The 22,726-nt window shown below is 69.9% G+C and carries 16 protein-coding genes; 8 read left to right on the forward strand and 8 right to left on the reverse strand.

Going from position 1 to position 22,726, the window contains the following annotated elements:
* The first annotated feature begins 50 nt into the window (after positions 1–50).
* The 3 genes from ABZV44_RS00210 (at position 51) to ABZV44_RS00220 (ending at position 6,521) form a co-directional block, all read left to right on the forward strand.
* On the forward strand, positions 51–5,003 hold the full coding sequence (locus ABZV44_RS00210) for an ATP-dependent helicase (RefSeq protein ID WP_354830145.1): 4,953 nt from the start codon (positions 51–53) through the stop codon (positions 5,001–5,003).
* A gap of 6 nt (positions 5,004–5,009) precedes the next feature.
* Positions 5,010–5,777: a DNA-formamidopyrimidine glycosylase family protein gene (locus tag ABZV44_RS00215; protein ID WP_354830147.1), complete on the forward strand. Its 768-nt coding sequence runs from the start codon at positions 5,010–5,012 to the stop codon at positions 5,775–5,777.
* Between the two features lie 105 nt (positions 5,778–5,882).
* On the forward strand, positions 5,883–6,521 hold the full coding sequence (locus ABZV44_RS00220; RefSeq protein ID WP_354830149.1) for an NAD(P)-binding domain-containing protein: 639 nt from the start codon (positions 5,883–5,885) through the stop codon (positions 6,519–6,521).
* Here ABZV44_RS00220 and glpD read toward each other — a convergent pair.
* Positions 6,503–8,239 carry a glycerol-3-phosphate dehydrogenase gene (glpD, locus tag ABZV44_RS00225; RefSeq protein ID WP_354830150.1) on the reverse strand — a complete coding sequence of 579 codons (1,737 nt, stop codon included), beginning with the start codon at positions 8,237–8,239 and terminating at the stop codon, positions 6,503–6,505. The two genes, ABZV44_RS00220 and glpD, sit on opposite strands and share 19 nt — an antisense overlap.
* A gap of 82 nt (positions 8,240–8,321) precedes the next feature.
* Between glpD and glpK the strand changes: the two genes are divergently transcribed.
* Complete coding sequence (glpK, locus tag ABZV44_RS00230) at positions 8,322–9,818, forward strand: glycerol kinase GlpK (RefSeq protein WP_354830152.1); 1,497 nt, start codon at positions 8,322–8,324, stop codon at positions 9,816–9,818.
* A gap of 3 nt (positions 9,819–9,821) precedes the next feature.
* On the opposite strand, the gene ABZV44_RS00235 is transcribed toward glpK, so the two are convergent.
* The 4 genes from ABZV44_RS00235 to ABZV44_RS00250 form a co-directional block, all read right to left on the reverse strand.
* Positions 9,822–11,003 carry a PLP-dependent aminotransferase family protein gene (locus ABZV44_RS00235; RefSeq protein ID WP_354830154.1) on the reverse strand — a complete coding sequence of 394 codons (1,182 nt, stop codon included), beginning with the start codon at positions 11,001–11,003 and terminating at the stop codon, positions 9,822–9,824.
* Between the two features lie 152 nt (positions 11,004–11,155).
* Positions 11,156–12,370 (reverse strand): hypothetical protein, encoded by a 1,215-nt coding sequence (locus tag ABZV44_RS00240; protein WP_354830155.1) that lies wholly within the window; start codon positions 12,368–12,370, stop codon positions 11,156–11,158.
* A gap of 101 nt (positions 12,371–12,471) precedes the next feature.
* A complete protein-coding gene (locus tag ABZV44_RS00245; RefSeq protein ID WP_354830157.1) occupies positions 12,472–13,653 on the reverse strand; it encodes a hypothetical protein in 1,182 nt (393 codons plus the stop codon).
* A 199-nt stretch (positions 13,654–13,852) separates the two neighbouring features.
* Positions 13,853–15,256 (reverse strand): NAD(P)H-quinone dehydrogenase, encoded by a 1,404-nt coding sequence (locus ABZV44_RS00250; protein WP_354830159.1) that lies wholly within the window; start codon positions 15,254–15,256, stop codon positions 13,853–13,855.
* 302 nt (positions 15,257–15,558) lie between these two features.
* Here ABZV44_RS00250 and ABZV44_RS00255 point away from each other — a divergent pair, with 302 nt between their 5' ends.
* Both ABZV44_RS00255 and ABZV44_RS00260 read left to right on the forward strand, forming a co-directional pair.
* Positions 15,559–16,038 carry a gamma-glutamylcyclotransferase gene (locus tag ABZV44_RS00255; protein WP_354830161.1) on the forward strand — a complete coding sequence of 160 codons (480 nt, stop codon included), beginning with the start codon at positions 15,559–15,561 and terminating at the stop codon, positions 16,036–16,038.
* Positions 16,039–16,157: 119 nt separating this feature from the next.
* On the forward strand, positions 16,158–16,571 hold the full coding sequence (locus ABZV44_RS00260) for a PPOX class F420-dependent oxidoreductase (protein WP_354830163.1): 414 nt from the start codon (positions 16,158–16,160) through the stop codon (positions 16,569–16,571).
* Between the two features lie 82 nt (positions 16,572–16,653).
* Here the strand turns inward: ABZV44_RS00260 and ABZV44_RS00265 are convergent, their stop codons facing one another.
* The 3 genes from ABZV44_RS00265 to ABZV44_RS00275 all read right to left on the reverse strand — a co-directional run bounded on the left by ABZV44_RS00265 (position 16,654) and on the right by ABZV44_RS00275 (position 20,067).
* On the reverse strand, positions 16,654–17,823 hold the full coding sequence (locus ABZV44_RS00265) for a M20 family metallopeptidase (RefSeq protein ID WP_354831574.1): 1,170 nt from the start codon (positions 17,821–17,823) through the stop codon (positions 16,654–16,656).
* Between the two features lie 86 nt (positions 17,824–17,909).
* Complete coding sequence (locus ABZV44_RS00270; RefSeq protein ID WP_354830165.1) at positions 17,910–19,118, reverse strand: M20 family metallopeptidase; 1,209 nt, start codon at positions 19,116–19,118, stop codon at positions 17,910–17,912.
* A 244-nt stretch (positions 19,119–19,362) separates the two neighbouring features.
* A complete protein-coding gene (locus ABZV44_RS00275; protein WP_354830166.1) occupies positions 19,363–20,067 on the reverse strand; it encodes an enoyl-CoA hydratase/isomerase family protein in 705 nt (234 codons plus the stop codon).
* Between the two features lie 258 nt (positions 20,068–20,325).
* Here ABZV44_RS00275 and ABZV44_RS00280 point away from each other — a divergent pair, with 258 nt between their 5' ends.
* Both ABZV44_RS00280 and ABZV44_RS00285 read left to right on the forward strand, forming a co-directional pair.
* On the forward strand, positions 20,326–21,129 hold the full coding sequence (locus tag ABZV44_RS00280; protein WP_354830167.1) for a purine-nucleoside phosphorylase: 804 nt from the start codon (positions 20,326–20,328) through the stop codon (positions 21,127–21,129).
* 10 nt (positions 21,130–21,139) lie between these two features.
* Positions 21,140–22,714, forward strand: a complete 1,575-nt coding sequence (locus tag ABZV44_RS00285; protein ID WP_354830169.1) for a phospho-sugar mutase — start codon at positions 21,140–21,142, stop codon at positions 22,712–22,714.
* Positions 22,715–22,726 lie beyond the last annotated feature (12 nt).

The raw sequence follows: 22,726 nt of genomic DNA on the forward strand, positions 1-22,726 counted from the left end.
GCCCCGGTAGGTTGGCGGAGTCTGTCGGTGCGCGGGTGCAGACTGGGGCAATGCATCGGTTCTCACCCGCCACCAGAGAGTGGTTCGACGGTGCGTTCGCCGCGCCGACGGCCGCGCAACTGGGGGCGTGGGAATCGATCGCGGCGGGGCAGCACACGCTGGTGATCGCGCCCACCGGGTCGGGCAAGACGCTGTCGGCGTTCCTGTGGGCCATCGACCAGCTGGCCACCCGGGAACCGCCCGAGGGGCCGCGCAAGACGTCGGTGCTCTATATCTCTCCGCTCAAGGCGCTGGCCGTGGATGTGGAGCGGAATCTGCGGGCGCCGCTGGTCGGGATCACGCAGACGGCCAAGCGTTTGGGCGTGGCAGCACCGGATATTCGCGTGGGGGTGCGTTCCGGTGACACCAGCGCCGCGGATCGGCGCACCATGCAGCGCACCCCGCCGGACATTCTGATCACCACACCGGAATCACTGTTCCTCATGCTGACCTCGGCGGCGCGGGAGACGCTCAGCGGGGTGCACACGGTGATCGTGGACGAGGTGCACGCCATCGCGGGCTCGAAACGCGGTGCGCACCTGGCGCTTTCACTGGCGCGACTGGACCTGCTCCGCTCCGCCTCCCCGCGCTTCGACCGCCCGGCACAGCGGATCGGGCTGTCGGCGACGGTGCGGCCGCCGGAGGAGGTGGGGCGGTTCCTGGTCGGGAGCGCGCCCATCACCATTGTCGCGCCGCCCGCACCCAAGACCTTCGACCTGTCGGTGCGGGTGCCGGTGCCCGATATGACCGAACCCGATGCGGGCGCCGAGGATTCGGATCAACCGGGCTCGATCTGGCCGCACGTGGACGAGGCCATCGTGGATCTGGTGCTCGAGCACCGGTCGTCGATCGTGTTCGCGAATTCGCGGCGGCTGTCCGAGCGGCTCACGGCCCGCCTGAACGAGGCGTACGCGGCGCGCATCGGCGAGGCGGTGGACACCGAGCACGCGCCGCCCGCCCAACTGGGCGCGTCCACGGAGGTGATCCACGGCGCCACAACGCTTCTCGCGCGCGCCCATCACGGGTCGGTGAGCAAGGAGCAGCGGGCGCTCATCGAAGACGACCTCAAGAGTGGGCGACTGCGCTGCGTGGTCGCCACCAGCAGCCTCGAACTCGGCATCGACATGGGTGCGGTCGAGTTGGTGGTGCAGGTGGAGGCGCCGCCGTCGGTGGCCTCCGGGTTGCAGCGGGTGGGCCGGGCCGGGCACCAGGTGGGTGAGATCTCGCGGGGCGTGATCTTCCCCAAGCACCGCACCGATGTCATCCACTGCGCGGTCGCGTCCCTGCGCATGACGGCGGGGCAGATCGAGCAACTCCAGGTCCCCGCCCACCCGCTCGACATCCTCGCCCAGCAGACCGTGGCGGCCTGCGCCCTGGAGCCGATCGACGCCGACGCCTGGTTCGACACCGTCCGCGGCACGGGAAGCTATGCGGCGCTGCCCCGTTCGGCCTACGAGTCGGTCCTGGACCTGCTGGCGGGACGCTACCCCTCCGACGAGTTCGCCGAACTCCGGCCACGCATCGTCTGGGACCGCGACGCGGGCACCCTGACCGGCCGCCCCGGCGCGCAACGGCTGGCGGTGACCTCGGGCGGGGCGATTCCGGACCGCGGCCTGTTCCCGGTGTTCATGGTCGGCGAAAAAGCGTCCCGCGTCGGCGAACTCGACGAGGAGATGGTCTACGAGTCGCGGGTGGGCGATGTCTTCGCCCTGGGTGCGACGAGCTGGCGGATCGAGGAGATCACCTTCGATCGAGTGCTGGTGACACCCGCCTTCGGGCTCCCCGGCCGGCTTCCTTTCTGGCACGGCGATTCCCTGGGCCGTCCCGCCGAATTGGGTGCGGCGCTGGGTGAATTCGTACGCCTCGCCGGACAGGCCGTCGAACAGCACCGCGCGGCCGGCCGAGGCACGGCCGAGCCCCCGGCGGCCGGACCGAAGGCGACCGGGAAGTCCAAGGGGCGGGCCCCCGTCGAATTGGCACAGGCCCTGGCCGAATTCGCCGCGGGTCACGATCCCGAAGCCAAGGGGGCGGACTCCCCGAAAGCCGCTGCTTCGACAACACGCGCCTCGAAAATCGCCGGGCGCAAGTCCACGCCGGAATCCGAACTCGAGCGGGTCTCCCGGACAGCGGGCCTGGACGAGAACGCGACCGTGAATCTGGTGGCGCTGCTCGCCGAACAGCGGGAGGCCACCGGGCAGCTGCCGACGGACAAGACGCTGGTGGTGGAGCGGTTCCGGGACGAACTGGGCGACTGGCGGGTGGTGTTGCACTCGCCGTACGGGCTGCCCGTGCACGCGCCGTGGGCGCTGGCGGTCGCGGCCCGCCTGCGGGAGCGGTTCGGGGTGGATGCCGCGCCGACCCCGTCGGACGACGGGATCGTGGTGCGCCTGCCGGACACCACCGATGATCCGCCGGGGGCCGAGCTGTTCGTGTTCGAGACCGATGAGATCGATGATCTGGTGACCGAACAGGTCGGCGGCTCCGCGCTTTTCGCGTCGCGATTCCGGGAGTGCGCGGCACGAGCGCTGCTGCTGCCGCGCCGGGATCCGGGCAAACGCGCGCCGCTGTGGCAGCAGCGGCAGCGGGCGGCGCAGCTGCTGGACGTGGCGCGCAAGTTCCCCGAGTTCCCGATCCTGCTGGAGACCGTGCGGGAGTGCCTCCAGGACGTCTACGACCTGCCCTCGCTGCGGGACCTGCTGGGCCGGGTGGCGCGGCGGCAGATCCGGCTGGTCGAGGTGGAGACGGCCGCGCCGTCGCCGTTCGCGAATTCCCTGCTGTTCGACTACATCGGGCAGTTCATGTACGAGGGCGACAGCCCGCTGGCGGAGCGGCGGGCGGCGGCGCTGTCGCTCGATTCCAGCCTGCTGGCCGAGCTGCTGGGCCGGGTCGAGCTGCGGGAGCTGCTGGATGCCAGGGTGCTGGAGCAGACCGAACGGGAATTGCAGCGGCTCACGCCCGAGCGGCAGGCGCGGGATCTGGAGGGGCTGGCCGATCTGCTGCGGCTGCTGGGCCCGCTGACTGCCGCGGAGGCGGCCGAGCGCTGCGTGGCGGAGCCGCGGGAGTGGTTCGCTGAGCTGGTGAAATCGCGCCGGGCGCTGGAGGTTTCCTTCGCGGGGTCGCAGTGGTGGGTGGCCATCGAGGACGCCTCGCGGCTGCGCGACGCGCTCGGCGTGCCGTTGCCCATCGGGGTCCCGGCGGCCTTCATCGAGCCGGTCGCCGATCCGCTGGGCGATCTGATCGGCCGCTACGCGCGCACGCACGGGCCGTTCACCCTGACGCAGGCAGCGCATCGTTTCGGGCTGGGCCCGGCCGTGGCGGCCACCGCGCTGCACCGCCTCGGGCTCGAGAAGCGGGTGGTGGAGGGCGAGTTCACGCCCGGTGCGGCGGGCGCGGAGTGGTGTGACAGCGAGGTGCTGCGCCGCCTGCGCCGGCGCTCGCTGGCCGCCGCCCGCAAGGAGGTGGAACCGGTGGCGACCGCCGCGCTGGGCCGCTTCCTGCCGTCCTGGCAGCATGTCGGCTCCGGGGAGCTGCGCGGCGTGGACGGCGTCGCCGCGGTGGTGGAACAGCTTGCGGGCGTGCCGATTCCGGCCTCGGCGTGGGAATCGCTGATCCTGCCGCTGCGGGTGCGCGACTACTCCCCCGCCATGCTGGACGAGCTGATGGCCACCGGCGAGGTGATCTGGTCGGGGCACGGGTCGATCACCGCCAAGGACGGCTGGATCGCCCTGCATCCGGCCGAACAGGCGGGACTGACGCTGCCGCCGCCCGATGACATCGATCTCACCGAGCGGCACATCGGGCTGCTGACGACTCTGGGGGCCACCGTGATCGGCGGCACCGTCGCCACGGGCGCGGGCTCCGCCGACACCGCCGCCCCCAGAGACATCGCGAGCGCTGGAAACACTGCGGGCTCCGGTCACACCGCAGGCTCCGGTCACACCGCGAGCGCCGATGGCGAGGGCTCTGGGCCGGTCGGCATTGCGCTGCCGAAGGGCGAGTATCAGGTCGTGGCGGGTAATACCGGCGGTGCGTACTTTTTCCGGCAGCTGCTCGAAAGCGCCGGTTCCGACGACGAGGCCACCGTGACGACCGCACTGTGGGATCTGGTGTGGGCCGGGCACATCGGCGGCGACACCTTCGCGCCCGTGCGCGCCCTGCTGGCGGGCACCACCCGCACCACCACCGCGCACCGGACGCCGCGCCGCGCCCCGCGCGGGCGAATGTACCTGCCGCGCACCGGAATGCCCGCCCGCACCGCCTCGCCACAGGTGTCGGGCCGCTGGTCACTGCTGCCGGAACGGGTGGCCGACACCACGATTCGCGCTCACGCCACCGCCGATGTACTGCTGGAGCGGTACGGCGTGCTGACTCGCGGCTCGGTGCAGAGCGAAGGCGTGCCGGGCGGGTTCGCACTCATGTACCGGGTGCTCACCGAGTTCGAGGATCGCGGCCGCTGCCGGCGCGGATACTTCGTGGATTCGCTGGGCGGCGCGCAATTCTCGACCACCGACGTGGTGGACCGCCTGCGCTCCTTCGACACCGATCGCACCCGCACGGCGGGCGACGGCTTCTCACCCGGGCCGGTCGGGATCGCGGTGGCCTTGGCGGCCTGCGATCCGGCGAATCCGTACGGCGCGGCGCTCCCCTGGCCCAAGGCGGCGGCCGAGGGGGCGGGACACCGTCCCGGCCGCAAGGCGGGTGCGCTGGTGGTCCTGGTCGACGGCGAACTCGCGCTGTATCTGGAGCGCGGCGGCAAGACCCTGCTCACCTTCACCGAGGACCCGGCGGTGCGCACGGCCGCGGCCACCGCCCTGGCCGCCCTGGTCCACGACCGCCGGGTGGACTCCCTGGTCATCGACCGGGTGAACGGGGAATCGGTGCACGGCAACACCTTCGCCGGCTTCCTCACCGAGGCCGGTTTCGCGACGACCCCGAAGGGCTTCCGGCTACGGAGCCGCCCGTGAGCCCGCATGCCTGAGGGCGACGCGGTCTTTCTCACCGCCAACCGGCTCCGAAAAGCCCTGGCGGGCAAGGTGCTGACCCGCAGCGATTTCCGGGTGCCCAGATACGCGACCCTCGACCTGAGGGGCCGGGAGATCGAGAGCGTCGGAACCTACGGCAAGCACCTGTTCGTCCGCACCCCGGACCTGAGCATCCACACCCATCTCGAGATGGAAGGCCAGTGGCGGGTCTATGCGCCCGGACAGCGGTGGACCAGACCGGGTTTCACCGCGCGCCTGATCCTGGCCACCGCGGACGCCGAAGCCGTCGGTTTCTCCCTCGGCCTGGTCGAGGTGCTGCGCCGCCCCGACGAACACACCGCGACCGACCATCTCGGCCCCGATCTGCTGGGCCCGGACTGGGATCCCGCCGAGGCGGTCCGCCGCCTGTCCGGCGACCCCGGCCGCCCCATCGGCCTGGCCCTGCTCGATCAGACCAACCTCGCCGGGATCGGCAATATCTACCGCAGCGAAATCTGTTTCCTCCGCCGCGTCCATCCCGCCACCCCGGTCGGCGAGATCGAAGACCTGCCAGCCCTGGTCGACGAGGCCCACCGTGTCCTGGTCCAGGCCGCCCACGAACCACCGTGGCGCGCACAGGCATACGGCCGCCAGCACCGACCCTGCCCCCGCTGCGGCACGGCCCTGGTCGTCCATCTGCTCGGCGACGATGCGAACGCCACCCGCGCCGAACGCGGCATCTACTTCTGTCCCCGCTGCCAGCCGCCCCACCGCTGACCGCTCTCACCGGCCGGGTTGTGGCCCGGTATTTCACGCGACAGACACAATTGTCGCTGCCGAAATGCGTTCCCGGGCCCGGTTTCCGGGCCTAGGGTTGCGGGCATGAAAATCGCAATCCTGGGCACGGGGGCGGTCGGGCGGACGGTGTCGGCGCGGTTGGTGGAACTGGGACATGACGTGGTGATCGGGACCCGGGATGTCCAGGCCACGCAGGCGCGGGAGGAGGAGCCGTTTCCGGCGCCGCTGGCCACCGCGGCAGCGGCGGCGGCCGGGGCGGAATTGATCATCAACGCGACGGCGGGGCAGGCCAGTGTGGCCGCGCTGTCGGGCGCGGGGGCGGCGCAGCTGGCGGGAAAGGTGGTGGTGGACATCTCGAATCCGCTGGACTTCTCGCTGGGATTTCCGCCGTTTCTCGCGATCTGCAACACCGATTCGGTCGGAGAGCAGGTGCAGCGGGCGTTTCCCGAGGCGCGGGTGGTGAAGACGCTCAATACCGTCACCGCCGAGGTGATGGTGCATCCGGAGCGGGTGGCGGGCGGCGACCACACGATCTTCGTCTCCGGTGACGACGCCGAGGCCAAGGAGACCGTGAGCGGCCTGCTGCGCGAGTTCGGCTGGCGCGACATCATCGACCTGGGCGATATCACCACCGCCCGCGGCACCGAGATGATGCTGCCGCTGTGGGTGCGGCTCATGGGTGCACTGGGCACCACGGAGTTCAACTATAAATTGGTGCGCTGAGCGTCCAGCACTTCCCGGCGTGCCTCCGGGGCCACCAGGCGCAGCGCGTCGGCGGAGGCGTCGTCGGGCTGGGTCTGGGAGTCGATCTCGGCCCGGACCCGGGCGGTGTAGATCGCCACCTCCCGCTCGATATCGGCCTCCGACCAGCCCAGTACCGGGGCCACCAGCCGCGCCACCTCGTCGGCGGAATCGACACCGCGGTGGGCGTATTCGATGGAGATGCGGGTGCGCCGGGCCATGATGTCGTCGAGGTGCAGGGCGGCCTCGGCGACGGCCGCGTAGACGGCCTCCACCCGCAGGTAGCCGGGTGAGTCCGTGATCGGTTGCAGCAGATCGGGTTTGCCGTCGGCGAGGCCGAGTACCTCGTCGATGAGGGAGCCGTAGCGGTTGAGCAGGTGCTGGATCCGGTACGGGTGGACGCCGTACTTCTCGGCCAGGTGCGGGGTCTGATTCATCAGCGCGTGATAGCCGTCCGCGCCCAGCAGCGGCACCTTCTCGGTGATGGTGGGCGGCACCCGCTGCGGAATGTACTGTGCCGCTTCGTCGACCGCGTCGTAGGCCATGACCCGGTAGGTGGTGTACTTGCCGCCGGCGATGGCGACCAGGCCGGGGGCGATGCGGGCCACCGCGTGTTCGCGGGACAGCTTGGAGGTCTGGTCGCTCTCCCCCGCCAGCAGCGGCCGCAGACCCGCGTAGACGCCGGTGATATCGGCCGGGGTGAGCGGGGTGACCAGCACCTTGTTGACTTGCTCGAGCAGGTAGTCGATGTCGGATTTGGTGGCGGCCGGGTGCGCGAGGTCGAGGTTCCAGTCGGTGTCGGTGGTGCCGATGATCCAGTGGTCGGTGTTCCAGGCGATGACGAAGAGCACGGACTTCTCGGTGCGCAGGATGAGCGAGGTATCGCTGGCGATCCGGTCGCGCGGCACCACGATGTGCACGCCCTTGGACGCGCGCACATGGAATCGGCCGCGTTGCTGTGCGAGCGACTGGATCTCGTCGGTCCACACGCCGGTGGCATTGATGACGACATTGCCGCGCACCTCGTTGGTGCGGCCGTCCTCGGTGTCGCGCACCTTGATGCCGACCACCCGGTCCGCCTCCTTGAGGAAGCCGGCCACCTGCGTGGAGGTGCGGATGACCGCGCCGTAGTGGGCGGCGGTGCGGGCCACGGTCATGGTGTGGCGGGCGTCGTCGACGACGGTGTCGTAGTAGTTCACCCCGCCGGTGAGGGCGTCGCGCTTCAGGCCGGGGGCCTGCCGCAGTGCGGCCGAGCGGGTCAGATGATGCTGTCCGGGAACGGATTTCGCGCCGCCCATGGTGTCGTAGAGCACCAGGCCGGCGGTCACGTAGGGACGCTCCCAGCCGAGGTGGGTGAGCGGGTAGAGGAATTTCAGCGGCTTCACCAGGTGCGGCGCCAGCGTGGACAGCGCCAGCTCGCGCTCCCTGAGAGCCTCACGGACCAGCCCGAATTCCATCATCTCCAGGTAGCGCAGACCGCCGTGGAACATCTTGGAGGAACGGCTGGAGGTACCGGAGGCCAGGTCGCGGGCCTCGACCAGGGCGACCTCCAGGCCCCGGGTGGCGGCGTCCAGCGCGATTCCGGCGCCGACCACGCCGCCGCCGATGACGATGACATCGAAGGTGTCCTTGCCGAGCCGCCCCCAGGCAGCCTCACGCTGCTCGGGGCCGAGGAACTGCGATCGCGATTGATTCGTCATGCGAGTCTCCTCCGGGCTAATTTTCGGCTACCCAGCGCTACCGTAGCCCACAGTAATAGGTCCGGTCGGTTAGCCTCGATCGATGCGTCGCTATGTGGCCGCCATCGATCAGGGCACGACGTCGAGTCGGTGCATCGTCTTCGATCATCAGGGCCGAATCGCCGGAGTCGCTCAGCGGGAACACGAACAGATCTTCCCGCGACCCGGATGGGTCGAACATGATCCCGAATCCATTTGGCGCAACACCGAATCGGTGATCGCCGAGGCATTGCGGAGTTGCGGCATCGACGCCGCGGAGGTGGCGGCCGCCGGTGTCACCAATCAGCGTGAGACCACCGTGGTCTGGGAACGCGCCACCGGCAAGCCCATCCACAACGCCATCGTCTGGCAGGACACCCGCACCGCCGATCTCACCGCGGAACTCGCCGGCGACCAGGGCCCCAACCGCTATGCCGACCGCACCGGCCTGCCGCTGTCCACCTATTTCGCCGGGCCGAAACTGCGCTGGATCCTCGACGCCGTGCCGGGCGCGCGGCAGCGCGCCGAGTCCGGAGAACTGTGCTTCGGCACCATGGACAGCTGGATCCTGTGGAACCTGACCGGCCTGCACATCACCGACGTCACCAATGCGTCGCGAACCATGCTGATGGATCTGCGCACGCTGCAATGGGATCCGCGGATCTGCGCCGAATTCGGCGTGCCCATGGCCATGCTGCCCGAAATCCGCAGCAGCTCAGAGGTTTACGCGCCGATCACCACCGGCGCCCTGACCGGCGTCCCGGTGGCCGGCATCCTCGGCGACCAGCAGGCCGCCACCTTCGGCCAGGCCTGCCTGTCCCCCGGCGACACCAAGAACACCTACGGCACCGGCAACTTCATGCTCATGAACACCGGCACCACCCCGGTCTTCAGCGAGCACGGGCTGCTCACCACCGTCTGCTATCGGCTCGGTGATCAGCCCGCGGTCTACGCCCTGGAGGGCTCGATCGCGGTCACCGGCTCGCTGGTGCAGTGGCTGCGCGACAATCTGGGCATCATCTCCGCCGCCGAGGAGATCGAACCGCTGGCCCGCACGGTCGCCGACAATGGCGGAGCGTACGTGGTTCCCGCCTTCTCCGGCCTGTTCGCCCCGCGCTGGCGGCCCGACGCGCGCGGCGTGGTGGCGGGCCTGACCCGCTTCGTCACCAAGGGCCACCTGGCCCGAGCCGTGCTGGAGGCCACCGCTTTCCAGACCCGTGAGGTCATCGACGCCATGCGCGCCGATGCCGACGCGCAGCGGCTGGATGTCGAGAAGGTCACCCTCAAGGTGGACGGCGGCATGGTGGTCAACGAACTGCTCATGCAGTTCCAGTCCGACATCCTCGACGCCACCGTGGTCCGGCCGGTCGTCACCGAGACCACCGCCCTGGGCGCCGCCTACGCGGCCGGTCTCGCGGTGGGCTACTGGTCCTCCACCGACGACATCCGCGCCAACTGGGCCGAGGACAAACGCTGGACCCCGGCCATGCCGGCCGCCGACCGCGACCACCTCATGGGCGAGTGGAACAAGGCGGTGGAACGCACCTACGACTGGGTGTGAGCACTACGCGGACGCGTGCGCCTTGGCCAGCCGGTCGACGGCTTCCGCGAGCGTCGCCTCGTCGGAGGTGGTGAAGCACAGCCGCATCGAGTGGGTGTAGTCCGTGGAGACGGCGAAGGCATTGCCGGGGACGTACGCGACGCCCGCGTCGAGCGCCCGGGACAGCAGAGCGGTGGTGTCGGTGCCGTCGGTGAAGTCGACCCACACGAACATGCCGCCGGCGGCGTCGGTGCTGGAGACGCGGTCACCGAAGCGGCCGCGCACGGCGTCGACGAGGGCCTTGGCGCGGGTGCCGTAGACCTGGCGGACCGAATCCACGTGGCCGGCAAGCCATTCGGTGTCGGCGAGCAGGTCCGCGGTGATCTGCTGGGTCAGCGCCGATCCGCACAGGTCCGCGCCCTGCTTGAGCAGCTCCACGGCGCGGCACACCGGGGTGGGGGCGATCATCCAGCCCGCGCGCAGTGTGGGGGCGAGGATCTTCGAGGCGCTGGAGAGGCGGATCACGTTGGGCGAGTATGTCGCCACCGGCGCGGGTGAGGGCCGGTCGAACCAGAGCTCACCGTACGGGTCGTCCTCGATGATCCAGAAGCCGTACTGCTCGGCCAGATTCGCCAGCTCGCGGCGGCGCTCGGGGCTCAGGGTGACCCCGCCCGGATTGTGGAAGTTGCTGACCGTGTGGACCACGGCCGGGCGCTCGCCCGCCGCCAGCAGCTCACGCAGGGCGTCCAGGCGCATGCCCTCGGAGTCCAGGGGCACGGCCACGATGCGCGCCCCGGCGGCCCGGAAGACCTGCAGGGCACCGACATACGCGGGATCCTCCACCACGACCAGCGCGCCCGGGTCCAGCAGCACCTCCGACAGCAGCGAGAGCGCCTGCTGCGAGCCGTGGGTGACGAAGATCTCCTCGACCGGGACCGCGCGGCCCAGCCGGCCGGATTCGCGGACCGCCAGCACCTCGCGCAGCGGGCCCCAGCCCGGGGACTCGGTGTACTGGAGCCGCGAGCGGTCGGACAGCGCCGCGTCGGCGGCTACCGCGATGCGGTCGCGGGGCATGAGTTCGGCGTCCGGCAAACCTCCGGCCAGGCTGATGATGTCCGCGCGCGAGGTGAGCTTGAGCAGGTCACGAATCGCCGAGCTCTGCAGGCCGTCGAGACGCCGCGCGAGGGGCGGGAAGGTCGCGGACATGGAAACACCTCCGAAGGCGATGCCGGGGTATGCGAAATTCCACCATGTCACACGCCTACCAGGATATGAAATCCCATTCCCGAATCATGGGACGATAGGTCCACTTCGGCGCCGGTGGACCGGCCCGGCTTCCACAAGACGCCCAGGTCCGGCTACTCGATCGACATGATCAGGTGTTTACCGTCACGCACCGTGGTCATGATGTGCTCGGTGTAGACATCGGTGGTGCCGTCCGCGTGATGCTCGGTGATGTCCACGTCGTAGGACTCCGGGGCGACCTCGACGATCTTCAGGCAGTAGGTGGTGCCCGGCTTGAGCAGATCGATGCCCTTGTGCTGGATGACGTCGGCCGGCTGGACCGTCGTCGCCTCCGGCACCACGAACGTGCGCGCCTTCGCGCCGTTGCGGTCCACGTAGAAGGCGTGCTCGAAGCCGAGAATCGCGTCGACACCGCTGCCGGTGCCGCCCACGCCGTTGCCGATGGTCAGCTTGCCGTCCTGCTTGGCCGGGCAGCTCAGCGCGGCGTCGGTCGCGGTGGGCGCGGCCGCGCCGGTGGTGGTGGCCCCGCCGGCCGCCGTGTCGTCCTTGCCGCGGGTGACCGCGAAGACCGCGGCGCCTGCCACCGCCAGCACCAGCACCGCCGCGCCCGCGATCAGGCCGATCCGGCGCCACGGCGGGCCCTCGGACTCCGGTTTGCGTTCCGGCGCAGGGGCTTTCGGCGCCAGCGCCTTGGCGATCGGATCGTCCGCCCAGGACAGCGATTCCCCTTGGGCCGCAGCCGATTCCGATGGCGGCGCGGGCGGGAAGCCGCTGGGCGCGGAGCGCCACCAGGAATCCGCGGGCCCGTCCGGCTCGGCGGTCTCGTCACCGCCCGCCGAATTCCGTTCGGCGGCAGCCGGATCAGGATCAGCGGCGCGGGGCGTCGCCGCGTCCGCGGCTGCCGATTGCGACCCGCCAGGCGGGATTCTCACGGTCTGTTCGATATCGGCGGTACTCGCGGGCCGCCCGGCGCCGTCCACGGCCGGATACTGGCCCGTGGACATGCCGGTGACGGGCGGGTACTGACCGGTGACCGGCTGCCACGCGTCGGGCGCGTGAAACTGCGGCGGCGCACCCGCGGGCCGCCAGGACAGATCGGGACTCTGCGGAGCGGGCGCGGGACTCCAGCCCGGGACGACGGCGGTGGGCGCGGGACCGAAGTCGTTCAGCGAGGGGCCGAAATCATTGAGCGACGGCCCGAAATCATTGAGCGAGGGCCCAAAGTCATTGAGCGAGGGCCCGAACCCGGAATCCGGCGGACCGGCCGGTTCCGGCTGCTCGCCCTCGGATACCTGACGGTCGGCGGATTCGTCCTTGCCCGAAGCCATCACCCGTCCTTTCGCCACAGACGCGTGGGGCGGTCGCTCCCGACCGCCCCACGCGACATCACTGCTCCCGCCGGCACCGTATCCGGTCCCTGACGGACCTGTCAGTACTGAACCGAACCGCCCACCTGCGCGGTCACTCCGACGACGTCGACCGATTGCGACGGCCGATCACCCTCGGGGAGCTTACCAATCTGGGCCGCGGCCTCCAGGACCGTAGCGCCGCCCGGCAGCAGGCGGATGAAGTTCTCGGCATCGGCCTTGGCCGCATTGGCCGCGGCCGTGTCGAGCACGAACTCCAACTTCTGGTCGTTGTCGGGACCATTGCCCGCGAACGCGGTCACCTTGATCTGGTTGACCTTGGTGAAGTCCAGCGACATGCCGGCCTCACCGATGCCGCCCGGCGTGGTGTAACCGATGGTGCCGACGTAACCGTCCAGGTTGCTGAAGTGGTGGGTGTTGGCGGCCCAGCCCGGCAGCACCGCGCCGCCGTCGAGGTTGACGCCGAGCTCGGTGTGCGGACCGGTCATCTCGACCACCGGCGCGGCCGGGGCGGTGTCCACCGCGGGCGACTGCCAGTGCGGCTGCTGCTGCGGGGTGACGGTCGGCTGGCCGGTCATGGTGTCCACGGCCGGGTCCTGGTTCGGGGTGGTGACGGCCGGCTGCGCGTTCTGGTCGTTCGGCTTCACCGGCTGGGCGCCCTGCTGACCGGGCTGGGTCTGCTGGCCCGGCTGGTTCGGCTGCGGGGTGGTGACCGCGGGCTGGGCCTGGGTCGACTGACCCGGCACCGGCAGCGGCGCCACGCGCGGCACGGTCACACCCGGCTGCGAGGGCCGCAGCGACTTGGGCTGCGCGGGCTGCGGGTCGGTACCGGCCGGCTGCACGTTCGGATCGCTCTTGGGCGCGTTGGCGTCCGGCTTCGGGGTGCCATCGGGCTGGGTGGCGCCCTGCGGCTGACCCGAATCCGGCTTGGCCGCACCGTTGTCCGGTGCCGGGGTGTTCGGCGTGGTCGGGGTGGTGACGCCCGGCTGGCTCTGCTGCGGCTTGGTGGTGCCCGGCTGCACGTTCTCCGGCTTGGGCGCGGGCGCGACCTGCGCCTTCGCGTCCGGGGCCGGCGATTCGGTGGGCGGCTGGGTGCCGTCGGGCTGCTGCTGATCGGCCGGGACCGCGCCCGGGTCGGCGGGGGCGGCGTTGGCGGGCGCGGACAGCAGCGACACCACCGCGGCCGCACCGGCCAGCGTCAGGGAGGTGCTCGCCTTGATCCGACTCGGCTTGCGGTGCTTCACGTTTCGCTCAATTCCTTCGTCCCTCGGCGGCACGATCGCTCCGGGCATCGATGCGCCTCGCAGCGGAGGGGAATTGAGAACCCCCCGTTTACGTAACGCTCGCGACCGCCCTGCCGATCGCTTCCGCCGCGAACTTAATCACAAGGGAGACAAGGCAGCAAGACGGGCCGGTAACAAAGGGGGCCGAAACGTGTTGCGGCTAGTCCAGATCGTCGTGCCGCATGAGCTGACGCGCGGCCTCGGTGACCGATCCGGTGAGCGACGGATACACCGAAAACGTCTGCGCCAGATCATTCACCGTGAGGTTGTTCTGCACCGCCAGCGCGATCGGCAAGATCAGTTCGGAGGCGATAGGGGCCACGACGACACCACCGATCACCACGCCGGTGGCGGGGCGGCAGAAGATCTTCACGAAACCCCGTCGCAGGCCCGACATCTTGGCGCGCGGGTTGGTGTTCAGGGGCAGCATGACCGTGCGGGCCGGGACCTCGCCATTGTCGATGGCGGTCTGCGAGACGCCGACGGTCGCGATCTCCGGGCGTGTGAACACGGCGGAGGCAACGGTCTTCAGGCGAATCGGCTGCACGCCCTCACCCAGCGCGTGGTACATGGCGATGCGGCCCTGCATCGCGGCCACCGAGGCCAGCGGCAGCAGGCCGGTGCAGTCGCCGGCCGCGTAGACGCCGGGCGCGGTGGTCCGCGAAACCCGGTCCACCCGCAGGAATCCGCCCTTGTCCAGCTCGATCCCGAGCCGTTCCAGGCCCAGCCCGGTGGTGTTCGGAATGGAACCGACGGTCATCAGCGCGTGGGTGCCGCTGATATTGCGGCCGTCGGACAGCTTCACCACGATGCCCTCGGCGGTGCGCTCCACCGCGTCGGCGCGGGCGTGCTTGACCAGCTCCACACCGCGCTCGGCCAGTGCATCCTCGAGCACCAGCGCGGCGTCGGCGTCCTCGCCGGGCAGCACGCGGTCGCGGCTCGAGACGAGTTTCACCTGCACGCCCATCTCGGTATAGGCGGAGACGAATTCGGCGCCGGTCACACCGGAACCGACGACTACCAGGGTCTCGGGCAGCTCCTTGAGGTCGTAGAGCTGACGCCAGTTCAGGATTCGCTCACCGTCGGGTTCCGCGCCGGGCAGCACGCGCGGGCTGGCGCCGGTGGCGATGAGCACCACCTCGGCCTCGATCACCCGCTCCTGGCCGTCGGCGAGGGTGGCCTTGACCAGGTGGGTGGCCAGACCCGGGGCCTGGTCGATGAGTTCGCCGTAGCCGGACAGCACGGTCACGCCGGCGGTCTGCAGCTTGGCGCGGATATCGGAGGACTGGGCCTGCGCGAGCGCCTTGACGCGGGAGTTCACCTCGGCCAGGCGCACCTGCGCCTGCGAGGGATGCACGGTGATGCCCAGGTCACGGGCGCGGCGCAGATCGGTGCGCACGCCGGTGGAGGCGATGAAGGTCTTCGACGGCACGCAGTCCCACAGCACGCACGCGCCGCCGATGCCGTCACTGTCGATCAGCGTGACCGGCGCGCCGTGCTGTGCCGCCACCAGCGCCGCTTCATATCCGGCGGGGCCGCCACCGATGATCGCAATGCGGGTCATTGTTCCTCCGCTTTCAGGTCGGCGCCCGGGATCTCCGGTGCCGGTCTCTAACGTTATCCCCGCAGCTACCTACAGCTTTAACCGCGTCTCCGGACAATTTTCGCACTGTGGCGCATTCCATTCGGCGAGGCGGCGTGTCATGACGGGGGCGCGCGAACTCGCTGTCACCCCAGGCAGAACCGGCTCCGAGCGGGGCGGAAGAGTCCTTTTGGCGACTCCTTGGCAATCGATCGGGCCCGCGCGAACCGCCTTGTGATCGGGATCGGGGATGGTCTTGCGGGTTTGTTCGATAGGCTTCTACCGTGCCGATTTACGCCGCCTACGGGTCCAACATGGATCCCGAGCAGATGCTCAAGCGCTGTCCGCACTCCCCTGTGTATGGAACCGGCTGGCTGGAAGGGTGGCGCCTCACCTTCGCCGGGGACGACATCGGCTGGGAGGGACCGCTGGCGACGGTGGTCGAAGAGGCCGGGCAACGGGTCTTCGTGGTGCTCTACGACGTTCCCAGTGAGGACGAGCTGAGCCTCGACCGCTGGGAGGGCTCGGACTTCGGCATCCACAAGAAGATCCGCCTGCGCGTCACCACGAACGCAGGGACCGGCAACGAGCCGGTGCTGGCCTGGCTCTACGTCCTGGATGCCTACGAGGGCGGGCTGCCCTCCGCGCGCTACCTCGGCGTCATCGCCGACGCCGCCGAGAAGGCCGGTGCGCCAAACGATTACACGCACGCACTACGCACCCGCAACAGCAAGAACGTCGGCCCCGGCACCTTCGGGCCGTAGCACGAACGGCGCATCGGACGCGGTGCGACGGATCAGCGGGCCGGGGCCGGAAGATTCGGCGCGGCGCCGCTGTTACGGGAACCGGAAACGATCTCCGAACCGTCGAAAGAGTGAAGCCGATGCCCGCCACCCCCGCGCCCGCCCCGATCGCCGAATTCCTGTCCCGCCCCAACCCGGCGATCTTCGCCTCGAATCGCCCGGACGGCCAGCCGGTTTCGGTCGCCACCTGGTATCTGTACGAGAACGGCCGAATCCTGGTGAACCTGGCCGACTTCCGTAAGCGCCTGGACTACCTGCGCGAGGATCCCCGCATCAGCCTGACCGTTCTCGACGGCGACAACTGGTACAGCCACGTCAGCATCCAGGGCCGCATCGTCTCCCTGGAGAACGACCCCGACTCCTCGGTCATCGACCGCATCGCCCAGCACTACATCGGCAGCGACTACGCCGTCCGCGACCAGAAGCGCGTCTCCGCCTGGATCGAGATCGACCGCTGGCACGCCTGGGGCGACATCGCCAACAAGGTGAAGTAATTCCGCCGGCAAGGCGAAGTAATTCCCCGAAACGTGAAGCCGGGCCGCGCTTTTCAGTGCGGCCCGGCTTCGTTGTCGTTGGTCAGCGGGCGTTCAGCACGATGTTGGTGAAGACCCGGACTCCGGCGGCGAGGGCGCGCTCGTCGAGGTCGAAGGTGGGCTGGTGCAGGTCGAGTTGCTCGCCCTGCCCCGACCAGACGCCGAGCCTGGCCATGGCGCCGGGGACCTCCTCCAGATACCAGGAGAAGTCCTCGCCGCCGCCGGACTGCGGGGTATCGGCGAGGGCGTCGGGGTCGAGACCGCGGATGGCGTCCTCGAACATGCGCACGGCCTGCTCGTCGTTGACCACCGGCGGCACGCCGCGCTTGTAGTTGAGCTGGTAGCGGACGCCGGTGGGGGCCAGCAGGCCCTCGACGATCTCGCGGACCATGGGCTCGAGCAGCGACCAGGTGGCGTGATCACCGGTGCGGACGGTGCCGGTGAGCATGCCGGTCTGGGGAATCGCGTTGGGCGCCTTGCCCGCTGACACCGCGCCCCACACCATGACCGTGCTGGTGCGCGGGTCGATGCGGCGGGAGAGCAGGCCGGGCAGGCCGGTGATGACCGTGCCGATGGCGTAGACCAGGTCGCTGGTCAGGTGCGGGCGGGAGGTGTGGCCGCCGGGCGAGTCCAGCACCAGCTCCACGGTGTCGGCGGCCGAGGTGATCGGCCCGACCCGGATACCGACCCGGCCCACCTCCAGCCGCGGGTCGCAGTGCAGCGCGAACATGCGCGAGACGTCCTCCATGGCGCCCGCGGCCACCATGTCGACGGCGCCGCCGGGCATGACCTCCTCGGCGTGCTGGAACACCAGCCGCACGCCGACCGGCAGGTCCTCGATCTCGGCCAGCGCCAGCGCGGTGCCGAGCAGGATCGCGGTGTGCGCGTCGTGCCCACAGGCGTGTGAGACGCCCGGCACGGTGGAGGCGAACGGCAGCCCGGTGTACTCCTGCAGCGGCAGCGCGTCCATGTCGGCGCGCAGGCCGATGCGCGGGCCGTCGGGGCCGATGTCACAGATCAGACCGGTGCCGCTCGGCAGCTTGCGCGGCTCGAGCCCGGCCTTGATCAGCCATGACTCCACGAATTCGGTGGTACCGAACTCGGTCCGGGACAGCTCCGGGTTGGCGTGGATATGGCGACGCCACGTCGTGAGGTCGTCCATGTGCTCCGCGAGCCACGACTCCACTACCTCGTGCCCGGTCGCCGATTCCATCGCGGCGCCGGCCGGCGTCTGCGTGTTGTTCACGCACGACGCCGCCAGTGGTCCGTTGACGCGCGCCGCGGACCGGCCGGTTGTGCTCACCGAATGTCCTCCTGTCGCTGAAACTGCCGTTGTATGACTCGTTCCGACAACCTGTCCCTGTGCAATTTGTCGCCTGCGATGTGTATCGCGGTGCGAGCCAGTGCCGTTGCCCCGTCCAGGACGGCGCGATCGGCCGACGCGTTCACGGCGGCAGCCGCGAACGCGGGCTGGTGGGTCACCGCACCGCCTGCATCGATGCCGATGACCGGGTGGATACCGGCGATGACATTGGTGACATTGCCCATATCGGTGCTGCCCAGCGGCCGTGCCGCCTCGAATTCCGGGGCGATCGGCTCGCGGCCGAGTGCGGTGATCTGCTCGCGATAGGCGCACAGTAGTGCGCTATCGGGAGTGAGCTCGGTGTATGTCGGCGCAAGCTTCCGGATTTCGTGTGTGCACCCGGTCGCCAGGGCACCTGCCTCGAAGCATGCCGATGCTCGTTGCATCAGGTCATCGAGGGTCGCGGAGTCGACCGCACGTAGGTAATACAGCAGTTCCGCGTGTCCGGGCACGATATTCGGGGCGACGCCGCCCGATCCGACTATACCGTGCAGTTGTTGTCCGGGCAGGAGATGTTGCCGCAGCAAACCCAGAGCAACTTGCGCGACGGTAACGGCATCCAGGGCATTTCGCCCGTACTGCGGCGCGGCGCTGGCATGCGATTCCCGGCCGTGGAAAACCACCGACACATCGGCGAGGGCCAGCGAATGCGCGCCGGCGATATCCTCCGGGCCCGGGTGCACCATCATGACCATGGCGACGTCGTCGAAGACTCCGCGCTCGAGCATGAGCACCTTGCCGCCGCCGGACTCCTCGGCGGGCGTGCCGAGCACCTTCACCGTGATGCCGCAGGCGTCCGCGACCGCGGCCAGGCCCAGCGCCGCGCCGACCCCGGCGGCGGCGATGATGTTGTGGCCGCAGGCGTGGCCGATTTCGGGGAGGGCGTCATATTCGGCACAAATGCCGACGACCAGGTCTCCACTGCCGTATTCGGCGGTGAATGCGGTCGGCAGTTCCGCCACGCCGGATTCGATGCGAAATCCGCGTTCCCGCAACGGCTCGATTGTCTTTGCGACGCTGCGGAATTCCTCGAAGGCCAGCTCGGGTTCCGCATGAATGTCGTGGGAGAGCGCGATCAGCTGATCGCGGTACCCGGCGACGGCCGCGTCGGCCGCGGCGAGCAGGGCCGGATCCGCCGATGCCACGGCAGCACTCGAGGACGGCACGGACGAGTCGTGCCGACCGATCGGTACGCAGGATCTCCGGTCATCGCCGTTGCGCGATGGTGACATCCCAACAGTCTCGCACTGCCGCGCAACTCTGTCGCAGCAGGTAAGCCGGAAAATCTCCGGCAGAGTGCGGGACACGCAGAAATCATCGCGGCACGCACAGAAATCGGGGGTTCGAGGGCAAGCCCTCGAACCCCCGCAAAGCCGACGGAACGGACGCTTACGGATTGAAGGCCAGGTTCTCCGGGGTCGTCTCCACGGCCAGCCCGGCCAGCGCCTGCTGGTGCAGCGCGCGCTTGATGACCGGCAGGTTCGGCTTGCGGTTGCCCTTGAGCATGTCGGCCCGCGCGACTGCGGTGGCGAGCAACACATCCGCATCCGCCTTGGCGTCCACGATGCCCGCGGCGATGGCGTCATCGGCGCCGTAGCGGCGGCCGGTGGTCATGGCCTCCACCGCGACCTGATTGACCAGGCGATTGGTCAGCAGCGCGTTCATGGCGACGGTGAACGGCATGCCGAGGTGCACCTCGGGCAGGCACCAGAAGCCGCGGTCGGCGCGCATGACCCGGAAGTCGCAGGACGTGGCGAGCATGGCGCCGGCGCCGAAGGCGTGGCCGTTCACCGCGGCGACCGTGGGCAGGCCGAAGGCCAGCAGGCGGCTGTAGAGCGAGTGCACGCGGTCGAGGTACCAGCAGTTCTTGTCGAAGTTGCCGAACAGCCAGTCGGTGTCGAGCCCGTTGGAGAAGAACTTGCCGTCGGCGGTGACCACCAGGGCGGCCGGGCCCTCGGACGCCTCGACCTCGTCGAGCAGCGCGTGGACCTCGGTGATCCAGTCGGGGTGGAAGCGGTTCTCGTTGTCGATGGCCTGTCCCTCGGTCCCGAGGTACAGCACGAACACATCCCCATCACGCTTCAAATACGGCATGCGTGCAGCGTAGCGGGGGCGGGGCAGATACCTACCGACGGGTATTTATGCCGACGACGACCGAATTCGCGAGGATCGGGATAACTCATCGGGTACGCCCGACATCGGGTCGGCACCCGACCGCCGGCACGCATGCACGACTGCCAGCGGCACCGAGCCGCAGAAATTGCGGGAGGCGGTTCCGACAAAGGGAATGAAAACGGCAGGTCGCGGGCACACCCGGGGCGTGCGAGATCACGTGGTACTAGGGTGGGCGACATGCTAGCCGAGAAGGCCATGGGCGGGGTTTCCGAACTAGCCGCCGAAGCCATTGCGCAACGAACGGGAGTGCAGCAGCACCGGATTGCCGTGGTGCTGGGGTCCGGCTGGCAGGAAGCTGCCGCCGAGATCGGCGAACCGGCCGCCTCCATTCCGATGGCCGAGGTGCCGGGATTCGGATCGCCCACCGCCCAGGGGCATCAGGGCACCATTCATTCCGTCACGGTCGGTGACGCGCCGGTCCTGCTGCTCATGGGCCGCCAGCATCTCTACGAGGGCCACGCGCCCGGCCAGGTCGTGCACAATGTGCGCACCGCACTGGCCGCCGGCGCGCAGACCGTGTTGCTCACCAATGCCGCGGGCGGGATTCGCGAGGGGCTGTCGGTCGGCGAGGCGGTACTCATCTCCGACCACATCAACCTGACCGGTCGCACCCCCATCGAGGGCGCGAACTTCGTCGACCTGGTCGACGCCTGGGATCCCGAATTGCGGGCGCTGGCAAAGGAAATCGAACCCGGCCTGACCGAGGGCGTGTACGCGGGCCTGACCGGGCCGCAGTACGAGACCCCCGCCGAGATCCGCATGCTGCGCACCATGGGCGCCGACCTGGTCGGCATGTCCACCGTGCTGGAGGCCATCGCCTGCCGTGAGGGCGGGGCCAAGGTGCTCGGCATCTCGCTGGTCACCAACCTGGCCGCCGGGGTCACCGGCGCGCACCTCTCGCACGCCGAGGTGCTGGCCGAAGGCCACGCCGCCGCACCGCGATTGGGCAAACTGCTGCGCGGCGTGCTGGAACGCCTCTAGGCGCGCGGGGATGCTGCGCTTCGGAACCGCCGGGCTGCGCGGTCCGCTCCAGGACGGCCCGGACGGCATGAACGTGGACACCGTCTCGCGGGCCTCCGCCGGGATCGCCGCCTGGCTGCGCGACCGCTGCCTGGGCGGCGGACTGGTGATCGTGGGCCGCGACGCCCGGCACGGCTCCGCCGAGTTCGCCGCCGCGACGGCGGAAGTCTTTGCGGCGGCCGGTTTCTCGGTGCTGATACTCCCCCGCCCGCTGCCGACGCCGGTGGTGGCCTTCGCGGTCCGTGAACTGAAAGCCGTTGCCGGAGTACAGATAACCGCCTCCCACAACCCCGCCACCGACAATGGCTACAAGGTCTACCTCGACGGCGGCTCCCAGCTCATCCCACCCGCCGACGCCGAGATCGAGCGCTGTATCGACGCGGTCACCGGGCGCATCCCACGCACCGATCCCGGACCGGCCGCCCCGGACCCGAGCATTCTCGGACTGCCCGCGGGCACTCCCGCCGAAGAGTTGGGCGAGGAGATCGTCCGCCGCTATCTGGCCCGAGTCACCCTGCTGCCCAGCCTGATCGGCGGCCATCAGGGGTTCGAGGGCGAGGCCGCGACCCGGCGGCGCAGTGAGATTCGAATCGCGCTGACCGCCATGCACGGGGTCGGCGGGGAGTTGGCGGTGGCCGCGCTCCGGGGTGCGGGGTTCGGCGACGTGCTGGTGGTCACCGAGCAGTTCGCACCGAATCCGGACTTTCCGACGGTCGCGTTTCCGAATCCTGAGGAGCCGGGCGCGGCTGATCTGCTGCTGGGGCTGGCCGAACGGCTGGACGCCGATATCGCCATCGCGCTCGATCCGGATGCGGATCGGTGCGCGCTCGGGGTGCCGGGACCGCACGGGTGGCGGATGCTGCGGGGCGACGAAACCGGGGTGCTGCTGGGCGATTTCGTGCTGCGGACGGCCGCGCCGGACTCCCTGGTGGCCACCACCATCGTGTCGTCGCGGCTGTTGAGCAAGCTGGCTCCGGCGCGCGGGGCGCGGTACGCGGAGACGCTGACCGGATTCAAGTGGCTGGCCCGCGCGGGTGCGGGCCTGGTGTACGCGTACGAGGAGGCGATCGGCCACTGCGTGGACCCGGCCGCGGTGCGCGACAAGGACGGTATCTCCGCGGCGGTCGTCGCGGCGGATCTGGTGGCACAGGTGAAGGCGGAAGGGCGGACGCTGTTCGACGTCCTCGACGACTTCGCGGTCGAATTCGGTGTGCACGCCGGGGATCAGGTGTCGTTGCGACTGCCGGATGTGAGCGAGGCTGCGGCCGTGGTCGCCCGGCTGCGTGAGATGCCTCCGGCCGAGATCGCCGGAGAAGCGGTGAGCTGCACCGATATGGCGCGACTGCGCGGGCAGATGCGTACCGACGCACTGGTTTTCGAGGGCCCGGCGCTACGCGTGGTGGTCCGGCCGTCGGGTACCGAGCCGAAGCTCAAGTGCTATCTGGAGACGTTCGTGCCCGTGGCCGATCGGGACGGGCTCGCAGCAGCCAAGGCCGCTGCGGCGCAGCGGCTCTCCGAGATCCGGATGTTCTGCGAGAAGCTCTGAGCCCGCGAGTGT

The organism is Nocardia sp. NPDC004860, from assembly GCF_040609015.1.
Classification (GTDB): Bacteria; Actinomycetota; Actinomycetes; order Mycobacteriales; family Mycobacteriaceae; genus Nocardia.

Excerpts from the sequence above, each read along its gene's own strand:
- ABZV44_RS00210 (WP_354830145.1), top strand. The coding sequence starts at position 51 with ATGCATCGGTTCTCACCCGCCACCAGAGAGTGGTTCGACGGTGCGTTC.
- ABZV44_RS00215 (WP_354830147.1), top strand. The coding sequence starts at position 5,010 with ATGCCTGAGGGCGACGCGGTCTTTCTCACCGCCAACCGGCTCCGAAAA.
- ABZV44_RS00220 (WP_354830149.1), top strand. The coding sequence starts at position 5,883 with ATGAAAATCGCAATCCTGGGCACGGGGGCGGTCGGGCGGACGGTGTCG.
- glpD (WP_354830150.1), bottom strand. The coding sequence starts at position 8,239 with ATGACGAATCAATCGCGATCGCAGTTCCTCGGCCCCGAGCAGCGTGAG.
- glpK (WP_354830152.1), top strand. The coding sequence starts at position 8,322 with ATGCGTCGCTATGTGGCCGCCATCGATCAGGGCACGACGTCGAGTCGG.
- ABZV44_RS00235 (WP_354830154.1), bottom strand. The coding sequence starts at position 11,003 with ATGTCCGCGACCTTCCCGCCCCTCGCGCGGCGTCTCGACGGCCTGCAG.
- ABZV44_RS00240 (WP_354830155.1), bottom strand. The coding sequence starts at position 12,370 with ATGGCTTCGGGCAAGGACGAATCCGCCGACCGTCAGGTATCCGAGGGC.
- ABZV44_RS00250 (WP_354830159.1), bottom strand. The coding sequence starts at position 15,256 with ATGACCCGCATTGCGATCATCGGTGGCGGCCCCGCCGGATATGAAGCG.
- ABZV44_RS00260 (WP_354830163.1), top strand. The coding sequence starts at position 16,158 with ATGCCCGCCACCCCCGCGCCCGCCCCGATCGCCGAATTCCTGTCCCGC.
- ABZV44_RS00265 (WP_354831574.1), bottom strand. The coding sequence starts at position 17,823 with ATGGAATCGGCGACCGGGCACGAGGTAGTGGAGTCGTGGCTCGCGGAG.
- ABZV44_RS00275 (WP_354830166.1), bottom strand. The coding sequence starts at position 20,067 with ATGCCGTATTTGAAGCGTGATGGGGATGTGTTCGTGCTGTACCTCGGG.
- ABZV44_RS00280 (WP_354830167.1), top strand. The coding sequence starts at position 20,326 with ATGCTAGCCGAGAAGGCCATGGGCGGGGTTTCCGAACTAGCCGCCGAA.
- ABZV44_RS00285 (WP_354830169.1), top strand. The coding sequence starts at position 21,140 with ATGCTGCGCTTCGGAACCGCCGGGCTGCGCGGTCCGCTCCAGGACGGC.